Raw genomic sequence first — 11,480 nt, forward strand, 5'->3', positions numbered from 1 at the left:
AATGAGGTCAAGCTGGTTCAGCTTGGCCTCGAACTCGCCTATATAGCTTCACAAGCCCTAAAAAGTCTTTATTACTGAAAAGAGCGATGAGCATCATGATATCCATCAGATTCACAGTGATACTGTAAACATCCCAAAACCACCAACTTCCAGTATAAGCATAGTTAATATCGAAATACATGGCTAAAAACAGTGATGAATTGACGAGAAGCCCAGTGTACACATAAAGCTTAGCTGGAGCCTGTGCAAGATTTCGCTTTCGAGCAATTAACCATACAATTAGCAGTATTGTTAAATCAGATAGCGCCCAAATAACATAAGCAAAGCTTGAATCTAAAATATCATAACCAAGCGCGATATTGAGTAATGGGTCGCTCATCATGTAAGAAATAAACAGTGCAAGTGAAATCCACATCACTGTTTTGTCACCATTCGGTACAGATGATTTCTTTACCATGTTATAAAGAAACGACATCAAAAACCCCCACATGATGAATGCTGCGAGGTATACTCCAAAGTTGTCTTGGATTAGTTTAAGCATGAAGTAAGTCTTAAAATTTAGCTACTCTAAAAATACTACGAGTTTCATTAAGCGTTAGTAAGGTGTTCAGGTTTATCTAAAAATGACGCTCTAATTTTATATTTCATAAGACGGCAAAGTTTATGCAAAAGAAAAAAGTCGCGATTCGTAATCAATGCAATGAGCATAATTATATCAACGGTATTTACTCCAAACGAATAGATACTCCAGAGTGCCCAAGGTGTTCTGTTTTCGATAACAAAAATATCTAAAAATATACTAATCATCAAAGTTGCGTTTAAAAGCAACCCGAAGACAATGTAGTAGATCGCATTAAAAGTGCATATTTTTGTAAAGCAAATCCACGCTAAAATTGTTGTTATGGTTAGCAGGTCGAAATAAAACCAGTTTAGATAGCTATAAATAGATAAGTTAAAAATACCACTTAAAAAGTATGAAACCATCATTATAAACGCCAAAATAACTAAGCGTTTATCAGGTTTATTAATGTGGGTCACTAAATTAAAAAGAAAAGCCATTAAGAACCCCCATTCAATGAAAGATCCTATCAAACTTCCGACAAAGTCACTTATGTACATTTACTAAGCTTGTGTTCTAATTTCTTTTGGCTTAATTGACTCAGTAATAAAGTTTTTGAGTTTATGGAGACCCAAAATATCACGGTCTACAATAAGCGCAATTATCATTATTAGATCTATGATATTGACACCAAAAGAATAAACATCCCAAAAAAACCAAGGTTGAGTGTTTCCGTAAACGTACAGGTCAATATACATAAGGACAAAAAGAATTGAATTAAGAGATAAGCCTACAACAAGGTATAGAAATGAGGGGGTTGTTCTTCTCATAAAGAGATAAGCAATTGTTAGACAGACAATCGTTACAATGTCGTAGATCGCCCAGTCAAGGTATGTTGCAGGAACTGGTGATAACCAAGTGAAGAAATAGTCACCTGTTAAGTAGGATGTTGCCATGATGAATGAACTGAGCAATAAGGTAGTTTTTCTTTTTATACCTAAGCTAAAAACAAAGGTATTGAAGAAAAATGCCATCAACAAACCCCAAACAGCAAAAGCTGATAATGAAAAAACACCAAAAAGCTCAGTCAAAAACATTTAATACCCGTCATCTACTCTTCTTTCTTTTTATTTGGGAATACAGCACCGCCGCCACGTTGAAGGTCTGCGTCACCAGATAAAGCCAAGGCTTCACTTGATAAAGTTACTGTATCAGATTGCAGGGTTTTATTACTAGTAGTTTGTTCCAAAGCAGGCTTTGTTTGTTGCATTTGGCTGTAAGCTTGCATTTGCAATTGGCTATTGTTTGAAACTTGCATAAGTTAATTCCTTTAAGTTAATTGTTTTTTCAGTACAGCTTACAATAGCTTGTAAGCTGAGTTAAGCGTTCTCATTTTTTTGACGCTTTTTTATACTTCATCGCGACGTTGCCACCGCATTGATAATAAAAGCAATTAACGATCCAACTTTTACAAAAGTTGATCATTTTGATCATAAAAGTCAGTAAATCTAAATTTCAGACATAAAAAAACGCACAGGGGTAACCGTGCGTTTTTCCTATCCAGGGAAAATTAAGCCACGTGTTTACACGGGATCACCGCGCTATTACTTGGCTTTAAAATATATTCCATTGCCACTTCATCGCAATTATCTTTACGAAGGCAAAGCTCACAATCTTTGATCACTTTTTCTGGCAAACTGTCTTTGCTACAAAAGCTGAAACCTTGGCTTGCAAAAAATTCTGGCACTCTTGTCAGAACAATTACCCGACTAAGCGCCAAGCTTTTGGCTTTTTTTAGCAAATGTTCAACAAGTTGACGTCCCTGCCCGGCAATTCGTGATTCGGGGTCCACCCCGAGCGAGCGAATTTCAGCAAGGCCAGTATCGTAAATATAAAGCGAGGCACAGCCTGCAACTTGGTTTTCAACTTCAGTGACAGCAAACTCATTAATTGAGTGAATCATGTCGCTTTTAGCTCGTGGTAGGTTTTCACCTACCGTAGCCCAATGCTGAATTAGCTTAGCAATAGACTCAACATCATTTAAGGTTGCGTCACGTACCGCTATTTGCTGTTTTTTTTTGCGTATTTAATGGCACTTGTTACTTGCTCAAGAGAGGTGCCACCCAGAGCTTGTCTTGCTTTAATACAGGCGTCTATTTCTAATACAGGATATACATCTGATTCGAAAATGCTATGCACTGACTTAAATTGCTCTAAACTTAAATCTTCTAAGTTATTCCCTTGTGCAATAGCCATTTGCACGAGCGTACCAACAATGTGATGACCTTCCCTAAATGGAATACCTTTAGCCACTAAATAATCAGCAAGTTCAGTCGCATTTGAGTGACCACCTTTTGCAGCTGCTAATGTTTTATCTGCATTAACTTTAATGCCTTTGATACACGCTTGCGCCATATGAATACATGCCAGCCAAGTTGGCATCGCATCAAATAAGCCCTCTTTGTCCTCTTGCATATCTTTATTGTAAGCAAGTGGTAGCGCTTTTAATGTCATCATCATGGCACTGAATGCGCCAAAAACGCGGCCAGTTTTACCACGAATTAACTCTAGTGCGTCTGGGTTTTTCTTTTGCGGCATTAGTGAAGAGCCTGATGTTACCCCATCAGAAAGCTCAATAAAGCCCGCTTCTCCCGAATTATAGAAAATTAAATCTTCGGCCATACGCGATAAGTGAATCATCGAAATCGATGCACAGCTTAATAGCTCAACCACAAAATCACGATCTGATACAGCATCAAGGCTATTGCGTGTAGCACCGGTAAAGCCTAACCCTTCGGCAAGCATTTGCCTATCAATTGGGTACGCAGTACCGGCTAATGCACCGCTACCAAGTGGGCAATAGTTCATACGGTTTTTGGCATCGCTTAAACGGCTCTCATCACGCTCAAGCATTTCAACATAAGCCATACACCAATGACTAAATAACACAGGTTGTGCACGCTGTAAGTGCGTGTAACCCGGTAAAATAGTGCCAAGCTCACGCTCAGCTAAGGCAATAAACTCACCTTTCAGCTCTGCGATTGCTGCAAGAATATGCTCAGCTGTATCACGACACCATAAACGGAAATCTGTTGCTACTTGGTCATTACGGCTACGACCAGTGTGTAACTTTTTAGCAAGGTCACCCACTTTATCAATCAGTGCTGATTCAACATAAGAATGAATATCTTCATGCCCTGCTACAGCCACTGCTTGTGGGTTCGCTTTAACTTCATCTAACAGCTTATTAAGTGCCGCAACTAAGTCATCGTATTCTTGCTGATTTAAAACGTTTACTTGTTTTAACGCTCCAGCCCATGCAACTGAACCAATAATGTCTTGCTCTGCAAGTTGATAATCAAAAGGAAGTGAATCGTTGAATTGTTTAAACGCTTCATCTGGACCCGTAGAAAAACGTCCGCCCCATAGTGCCATTGAACTGTCTCCAAATTCGGCTATTGCCCTGCAATGCAGGGCAATAATTAAATTACTTTTTCGTTAGTGCTGAGATTCTGCTTGAAAGCGAGAATAAACGAATGAAACCTTCTGCATGAGATTGGTCATATACATCATCTTCGCCGAAGGTTGCGAAATCTTCGCTGTATAAGCTATTCGGTGATTTTTTCTGTACCGCAGTGACTTGGCCTTTATAAAGCTTAAGTACTACTTCACCCGTTGCTAACTTAGACAGTGATTCAGCACCTGCAAGAATCGAGTCTTTTAATGGCGTAAACCAACGACCATCATAGACTAAATGAGAGAACTCACCACCAAGCACTTCTTTCCATTTACGGCTTGATTTATCTAGCACTAACTCGTCAATCGCTTGAAGAGCAGCCATGATCACAGTGCCTCCAGGTGTTTCATAACAGCCACGCGACTTCATACCCACTAAACGGTTTTCTACGATATCAACACGACCCACACCATGCGGCGCAGCAATGTCATTTAATTTAACTAAGCAGTCATATGGTTTTAATGACTCACCGTTAACAGCAACCACTTCACCTTCAACAACGTTTAATGTTACATATTCTGCTTCATTAGGTGCTTGCTCTGGCGAGTTAGTCCATGTCCATACTTGATCACTTGGTTGGCACCATGGATCTTCAAGCTCACCACCTTCGTGAGAAATATGCCAAGCATTCGCATCACGGCTATAAATTTTCGTAGCTGACGCAGAACACGGAATATTACGCTCAGCTAAGTAATCAAGTAATGATTCACGGCTTGATAAGTCCCACTCACGCCATGGTGCAATCACTTTTAGATCTGGTGCAAGGGCTGCGAAACATGACTCAAAACGCACCTGATCGTTACCTTTACCAGTACAACCATGTGAAAGCGCATCAGCACCTACTTTACGGGCAATTTCAACCTGCGCTTTAGCAATGATTGGACGCGCCATAGACGTACCTAGTAAATAAGTGCCTTCGTAAATAGAACCCGTTTTTAAAGTTGGGTAAATATAATCACTGACCATTTCGTCTTTTAAGTCTACGATATGGCATTCCGACGCACCTGAAGCAATGGCTTTTTCTTCAACGCCTTCAAGCTCCTCTGCGCCTTGGCCTACATCAGCAACAAACGCGATTACTTCACAGCCGTAGTTTTCTTTTAACCATGGCACGATTGCCGATGTATCAAGACCACCAGAATAGGCTAATACGACTTTTTTAATTGAACTCATTGGTGTTCCTTAAACAAAATTTGGATTTAATAATGTGACAAGTAGAGCGTTTTGCGCGTGCATACGATTCTCTGCTTGTTGAATAATTTTTGATGCTGGACCATCCATTACCTCAGAGGTAATTTCAAACTCACGATGCGCTGGCTGACAATGCAGTACAGTCTGCGCACCGGTTTTCTCTAATAGGGCTTGGTTAAGCTGATAAGGCATATATTTAGCTTTTACCTGCTCAAGCGGTGTTTTATCACCCATTGAAACCCAAGTATCAGCATAGACTGCATTTGCGCCAACTGCCGCCTCAATTCTGTCACTCACCATAACAGACGCGCCATTCATTGCTGCAATTTGCTCTGCTTGCTTGAGAATTTGCGAATCTGGCGAACTGCCTTTAGGACAAACTGCAACAAAATCAGTGCCTAAAGTAGCGGCTAATAACATTAGAGAGTGTGTGACGTTGTTACCTTCACCTAAGTAAGCAAGCTTTAGTTTGCTAACATCGCCATGCACTTCTTGCAGCGTTAAAAAGTCAGCAAGTGCTTGGCATGGGTGATATAAATCACATAGGCTATTAACAACAGGCACCGATGAATATTCAGCAAGTGTGGTCAGTGTTTTGTGCGCATTCACGCGAGCAACAATGCCATCAGCCCAAGTTGAGATATTAAGGGCAAAATCTTTAACTGATTCACGAGCGCCCATAGCACCATTTTGTGAATCTAAATAAACCGCGTGACCGCCTAATTTATTAATACCAATATCGAATGACAAACGAGTACGTAAACTTGGCTTTTCAAACAAGGTAACCACTGATTTGCCCGCTAATGCTTGGCTGAAGTCTGTTGGGTTTGCTTTAATTTTTTGCGCTAAGTTTAGTAATTTAAGTGCGCCTTTTTGGTCTAATTCAAGACCATTTAAGAAATTTTTTAACATGAAATACCTATGGTGTAATTTTCGTTCCTACATGCTCGCCTTTTAATAAAGCGACTAAGTTCTCTGGCTTCAGCCAGCTTGAGATATACACACCACGTCGTAAATGTTGGGCAGCAAGAAGGCTGGTCTTTACTTTGACCTCCATCCCGCCCTGAATAACTCCTTCAAGGATAAGTGTTTCGATTTGCTGCGTATTAAGTTGATGTAGTGGCTGCTTATTGGCATCAAGCACAGCCTCTACATCTGTCATAAAAATAAGTTCTGCATTAAGCTCTTTAGCGATAGCCGCTGCAGCTTCATCTGCATTGACGTTGTACCATTGGCCATCTTCCCCAAAACCAATAGAGCTCACTAGAGGTAAACGACCTTGTTCAAGCATGCTAGGTAGCACGCTGTCACAACTACCTGAGCACTGACCTACTTGCGCCAATACTTTAAGTTTTTCAGATACCAGTACACCCGCTTCATAAAGGCTTAAACCAACCGGTTTGTGGCCAGCGCTGATTGCTTGGCTCATCAATTGTTTATTGGCACAACCGGCAAGAGCACCAACAATATATGGCATTTGCTCATTTGGGCTGATACGTAAGCCTTGATGTTTTGCAGTTACAAAGCCGGCGTCTTTAAGCCAAGCATCAACCAAGGCACCACCACCATGAACAATAACAAAGTTATCTTGTTCAGAGGCTAAAACATCAAAAAGCGCTTTTGCGGCATCTGCGCTATTTAACACAGCACCACCGACTTTAATGATCCAAGTTTTCATTACAGCGCTCCTACCAAACCAGTGTGGTGAGGTTCACCCATGGCTAAATTAATACACTGTAATGCTTGCCCAGCTGCGCCTTTTAGAAGGTTATCAATCGCTGACATAACGATGAGTTGCTCACCTTTTTGCTGCCATGCAATATCAACAAATGGTTGTTTAGCGACGCCTTTAATGCTTGGAATTTTATTGCCAAGTAAACGAATTAACGGCTCGTTAGCTAACACTTGATACGCCGCGCTCACTTGCTCTACTGTTACGCCTGGTTTTAATTGCACATAAATAGTTTCTAAGATTCCGCGAGGGAAATTACCTAAATGTGGGGTGAATAACACAGGGTGACCAAGGTGCTGCTCAATCTCAGGTGTGTGTCTGTGGTTAAACAAGCCATAAGGAGCAAGTGACACTTCGCAAAAGTGCGTGTTAACACTGGCTTTTCTGCCAGCGCCTGTAACACCTGACACCGCATTAACAATAATGGCTTGATCAGCTAATAGCCCTGCTTCTTTAAGTGGTTTTAAAGAATTAAGAGCCGCTGTTGGGTAACAACCCGCGACAGCTACAAGGCTCGCTTTACTAATCGCATCGCTATTCCATTCGGCTAAACCATACGCTGCTTGCTCTAAAAGCGCAGGGTGTTCATGTGCGAAACCGTAATAAGTCAGGTAATCCTCATTCCCAGCTAAACGGAAACCACCAGATAGGTCGAATACTTTTTTACCCATGGCTAAAAATTTCGGAGCAAGATCAACACTGACCTTGTGATCAGTACACAGGCATACATAGTCAGCATTGCTTTCGATATCTTGGAAAGCCTCAGCTGTTAGAGGTTGTAGTGGATACTCTAACAATCCAAGGTGCTCAGGGTATAAATCGCTTAATAATTTGCCTTTATCTAAACTCCCTTCAGACACATAACATGCTTGTAGGGTCAGTTTGGGGTGCTTAGCAACTAAACTTGCTAGCTCTGCGCCGCTATAACCACTTGCGCCAATAATCACTACATTCATTGCTTACTTTTACCTATTAAATCTGTTTATCGATACGCCTAAAATTACTCGCTCAATTGCGAATAAAAACACTGTCTAAAGTAATCAAATCAGGTTATCGTCGTTTCGTGTTCATCGTACAGCTTTACTAATATTTATGCTCAAAAAGTGAATTGATATTCATCATAAATACTTTTATATTGTTATGCAATTAGATTGAATAATTATTTTTGGATTTTTTTATGTCGCTACCCTCTTTTATATCTATGTATCAGCAGCTAATTGCTGCCCCTTCAATTAGTGCGATTGAAGATTCTTTGTGCATGAGCAATAAAGGGGTAATTACCTTGCTCGCAGACTGGTGCGAAAGCCTGGGTTTTACATGTGAAATCACAGAGCTTGAAAACGGCAAAGGTCGTTACAACTTATTAGCGAAACGCGGTAAAGGAGATGGCGGTTTAATGCTTGCAGGTCATACTGATACTGTGCCATTTGATGATAGCCGCTGGAACTACGATCCATTTAAACTCAGCGAGCATGACAATAAACTTTATGGCTTAGGTAGTATTGATATGAAAGGCTTTTTTGCCTTTGTACTACAGGCTATCAGCGAGCTTGATGAAACTAAGCAAACAGAGCCACTTTTAATCCTAGCCACAGCCGATGAAGAAACCACAATGGCAGGTGCGCAACAAATTTGCCGTCACCCAGACTTAAAACCAGCGCGCTGCATCATTGGTGAGCCAACTGATATGACACCGGTATTTACTCATAAAGGTCATATGAGTACAGCCATTAGAGTAATTGGTCGCTCAGGCCATAGCTCTGATCCTGAACGTGGTTTAAACGCCATCGAAGTCATGCATAAAATGATTACAAAACTGTTAATCATCAAAGAAGAATTAAAGAATAAATATTCAGTCGAGCACTTTGAAATTCCGTACCCAACCTTGAACCTTGGCCATATTCATGGTGGCGACAATGCCAACCGCATTTGTGGCTGCTGTGAAATGCACATTGATATGCGGCCTTTGCCTGGTTTAAGTGTGCAAGAACTACAAGCCATTTTGCTAACTGCTGCAGAAGAGATTAATGCCCAATACCCAAATGCAGTGAGCGTTATCGACATGCATGAACCTATCCCAGCATTTAGTGGTAGCACTGATACAGCACTTGTAAAGCTGGCCGAAAAAATCTCAGGTCAACCCGCTGTCGCTGTAAACTATTGTACAGAAGCCCCTTTTATTCAACAGCTTGGCTGCGAAACCATCGTCATGGGGCCCGGCTCAATTAACCAAGCCCACCAGCCAGATGAGTTTTTGGCGATGGAAAAAATTAAACCATCACAAGCGATTATCAGTAACATGATTAAAGCAAGCTGCTTTAGTTAATATACCCAAACCACCTCAAGATGCGAGTTTCAGTTGGAATTAAAAGCGATTTAGGCAAGGCATTGATTGCAAGTAATAGTGGTTCTATTGTTAAAATCAATAACGCAGTATAAATCGCTTTTAAACCAACCCTTCGGGCGCTTCACAGGCACTTACTCTCATCGTTGTTACTTCTTAAAAGGGACTACCATTCTTGCAAAGTAACGCCTTGATATTAAGCACCTGTGAAACGCTGAATTCTGCATCTTGAGGTGGCTTGGGTATAATAAAAAGGGAGCATCACGCTCCCTTTGTTAATCCATATACTTACTTAAATATTTTTTAAATACCGGGTCGGTTTTCGCCAGCTCTTTTTGCTCCGCTAAAATATCTTTTAGAATTGCTTTAGAGGTTAACGGGTTGGCTAATACAACACGAAAAACCACGGTGGGCTGATGGTCATATTTTGCAGGTGTTAAACGTGTACGCGATACAAAAGAGCGACCCGCTTCACGCTGACGCTTTTGCATGCTTGCAGTAAAGCGATTCAACGAAGCGTAAATATCTAATTTAGTTTCTTCGTCTGCTTCTTTCAGTTTCGCTTGGATTTCTTTTGGTACGTAACGATAGGTTAATAGGCAAAGTTCAGGCTCAGAGATTAATTCAAAATCTTCATCCTGCTTGATCATATCGGCAAAAGTGCGCGCTTTCACGATACTGCGATCAATTAGCATCTCGTAGCCTTTACGGCCAATAACACGTAAGCAAGCATGCACTAACATTGCCATACCTGGGCGGCTGCCCTCAAGGGTATGACTGCCTAAATCTTTTGAGCCTTTACGAAGAATATATTCCGCATGATGCTCAATAGCATCCGTCGCTGCAGGGTCTTTAAATAACACTAACCCCGCTCCCATTGGTACATACATTTGTTTGTGTGCATCAATAGTTATTGAATCAGCGCGCTCAATACCGCTCAATAGGTGGCGGTAATTTGAAGATAGTAAGGTTGCACCACCCCATGCAGCGTCGACATGAAAATGACAGCCAAGTTCTTCGCTCAAATCAGCCATTTCATTTAGTGGATCTATGCTGCCCGTTTCAGTCGTACCAGCAACACCCACAAGTGCCATTACCTTAATGCCAGCCGCTTCAAGCTCATGAGCCTTTTTACGCATCGCATCGACATCGACTTTATTATTTTCGCCGGTTGCAATTGCGACAATGTTATCGCGACCAATACCTAGTAGATCAACGGTTTTACCTAATGAGTAATGGCCTCGCTCAGAAACAAGCACAGCTAAGCCTTTGTAACCATAGTGCAGCATTCCCGCGATTAATCCCTGTGCAGCAATGCCTTTATAGTCACCATCGGCTTTTAATAAACGGTTGCGGGCAATCCATAGCGCAGTAATGTTAGCGACAGTGCCACCTGAACAGAATGCACCTAATGACGTTTTCGCACTGTGCATCCATTTGCTATAAAAGCTGTCGTCTTCACCATAAGCAAGGTGATGCATCATGCCCAAAACTTGTCTTTCAAGTGGCGTAAATGCCTTTGAAGTTTCAATTTTTACTAGGTTTTGGTTTAGACCGACCATTAATTTAGAAAGCGGTAACACAAAATGCGGTAACGCTGAGGTCATGTGACCAATAAAGCTTGGTGCAGCAGTGTGCACTGAATGAGCAACCAACTGCTCCATAATATCTTGAGCATAATCAGAAACAAAGGTTGGCTCTTCTGGGATAGTGGCCGTTTGAAAGTCTTTTTCAATTTCGTGCAAAGGCTTTTCAATTGCAGCTATATTCTCATTTAAGAACCCAGCTAAGTTGCTAGAAATTTCAGATTCGATTTTACTTAATGTCGAGTCTGGTGCTTCTGGCACCGTAAAAATACGAATCAAGCTTTCTTTAGAGGCGACGGCACAACGCTTTTGATCCATCCTAATACCCATAATTAGCAGCTAAAAATGCACCTGATGATGGGACATCTTGGTGAACACTTTTGCGGCACTGTTGCTACGAAATTGGCTAACTTTACTGGAATATCACGAAAATGTCTCGCATAAAGCTAAAAAGGCATAATTTCGATGACAAAAAAATGATTTATTGATGAAATTTGCGGTCAATTTATACTATCAGAGAAGTATTTTTTAAGTATAATCAAACGATAACC

At 41.1% G+C, this 11,480-nt stretch carries 10 protein-coding genes and 1 pseudogene; 1 reads left to right on the forward strand and 10 read right to left on the reverse strand.

Annotation, left to right across the window (positions count from 1 at the left end; translation table 11 throughout):
* Positions 1-7: 7 nt before the first annotated feature.
* From IRQ78_RS08655 to argC, 9 genes and pseudogenes are all read right to left on the reverse strand, one after another.
* Positions 8-541 (reverse strand): hypothetical protein, encoded by a 534-nt coding sequence (locus IRQ78_RS08655; RefSeq protein WP_054551097.1) that lies wholly within the window; start codon positions 539-541, stop codon positions 8-10.
* 47 nt (positions 542-588) lie between these two features.
* Entirely contained in the window at positions 589-1,059 is a 471-nt protein-coding gene (locus IRQ78_RS08660) for a hypothetical protein (protein ID WP_194441808.1), read from the reverse strand.
* A 63-nt stretch (positions 1,060-1,122) separates the two neighbouring features.
* Positions 1,123-1,656: a hypothetical protein gene (locus IRQ78_RS08665; RefSeq protein WP_054551095.1), complete on the reverse strand. Its 534-nt coding sequence runs from the start codon at positions 1,654-1,656 to the stop codon at positions 1,123-1,125.
* 14 nt (positions 1,657-1,670) lie between these two features.
* The gene (locus IRQ78_RS08670) at positions 1,671-1,877 is read right to left on the reverse strand and encodes a hypothetical protein (protein ID WP_054551094.1); all 207 of its coding nucleotides are present in this window, start codon (positions 1,875-1,877) and stop codon (positions 1,671-1,673) included.
* 252 nt (positions 1,878-2,129) lie between these two features.
* Positions 2,130-3,994 (reverse strand): annotated as a pseudogene (gene argH / locus IRQ78_RS08675) (argininosuccinate lyase).
* 52 nt (positions 3,995-4,046) lie between these two features.
* Positions 4,047-5,249, reverse strand: a complete 1,203-nt coding sequence (locus IRQ78_RS08680) for an argininosuccinate synthase (protein ID WP_054551091.1) — start codon at positions 5,247-5,249, stop codon at positions 4,047-4,049.
* 9 nt (positions 5,250-5,258) lie between these two features.
* Positions 5,259-6,179 (reverse strand): ornithine carbamoyltransferase, encoded by a 921-nt coding sequence (locus tag IRQ78_RS08685; RefSeq protein WP_054560941.1) that lies wholly within the window; start codon positions 6,177-6,179, stop codon positions 5,259-5,261.
* 7 nt (positions 6,180-6,186) lie between these two features.
* Positions 6,187-6,945: an acetylglutamate kinase gene (gene argB / locus IRQ78_RS08690; RefSeq protein WP_138599667.1), complete on the reverse strand. Its 759-nt coding sequence runs from the start codon at positions 6,943-6,945 to the stop codon at positions 6,187-6,189.
* Positions 6,945-7,955, reverse strand: coding sequence for an N-acetyl-gamma-glutamyl-phosphate reductase (gene argC / locus IRQ78_RS08695; protein ID WP_194441809.1), 1,011 nt, complete (start codon positions 7,953-7,955; stop codon positions 6,945-6,947). The genes argB and argC overlap by 1 nt, the downstream gene beginning before the upstream one ends.
* A 221-nt stretch (positions 7,956-8,176) precedes the next feature.
* Here argC and argE point away from each other — a divergent pair, with 221 nt between their 5' ends.
* A complete protein-coding gene (argE, locus tag IRQ78_RS08700; protein WP_194441810.1) occupies positions 8,177-9,325 on the forward strand; it encodes an acetylornithine deacetylase in 1,149 nt (382 codons plus the stop codon).
* A 293-nt stretch (positions 9,326-9,618) separates the two neighbouring features.
* Here argE and panP read toward each other — a convergent pair whose 3' ends face one another.
* Positions 9,619-11,247, reverse strand: a complete 1,629-nt coding sequence (gene panP, locus IRQ78_RS08705; protein WP_194441811.1) for a pyridoxal-dependent aspartate 1-decarboxylase PanP — start codon at positions 11,245-11,247, stop codon at positions 9,619-9,621.
* Positions 11,248-11,480 lie beyond the last annotated feature (233 nt).

It is taken from the genome of Pseudoalteromonas simplex (assembly GCF_015278155.1).
GTDB classification, from domain to species: Bacteria; Pseudomonadota; Gammaproteobacteria; order Enterobacterales; family Alteromonadaceae; genus Pseudoalteromonas; species Pseudoalteromonas simplex.

Excerpts from the sequence above, each read along its gene's own strand:
- argE (WP_194441810.1), top strand. The coding sequence starts at position 8,177 with ATGTCGCTACCCTCTTTTATATCTATGTATCAGCAGCTAATTGCTGCC.
- argC (WP_194441809.1), bottom strand. The coding sequence starts at position 7,955 with ATGAATGTAGTGATTATTGGCGCAAGTGGTTATAGCGGCGCAGAGCTA.
- panP (WP_194441811.1), bottom strand. The coding sequence starts at position 11,247 with ATGGATCAAAAGCGTTGTGCCGTCGCCTCTAAAGAAAGCTTGATTCGT.
- IRQ78_RS08680 (WP_054551091.1), bottom strand. The coding sequence starts at position 5,249 with ATGAGTTCAATTAAAAAAGTCGTATTAGCCTATTCTGGTGGTCTTGAT.
- IRQ78_RS08685 (WP_054560941.1), bottom strand. The coding sequence starts at position 6,179 with ATGTTAAAAAATTTCTTAAATGGTCTTGAATTAGACCAAAAAGGCGCA.
- IRQ78_RS08660 (WP_194441808.1), bottom strand. The coding sequence starts at position 1,059 with ATGGCTTTTCTTTTTAATTTAGTGACCCACATTAATAAACCTGATAAA.
- IRQ78_RS08670 (WP_054551094.1), bottom strand. The coding sequence starts at position 1,877 with ATGCAAGTTTCAAACAATAGCCAATTGCAAATGCAAGCTTACAGCCAA.
- IRQ78_RS08665 (WP_054551095.1), bottom strand. The coding sequence starts at position 1,656 with ATGTTTTTGACTGAGCTTTTTGGTGTTTTTTCATTATCAGCTTTTGCT.
- argB (WP_138599667.1), bottom strand. The coding sequence starts at position 6,945 with ATGAAAACTTGGATCATTAAAGTCGGTGGTGCTGTGTTAAATAGCGCA.
- IRQ78_RS08655 (WP_054551097.1), bottom strand. The coding sequence starts at position 541 with ATGCTTAAACTAATCCAAGACAACTTTGGAGTATACCTCGCAGCATTC.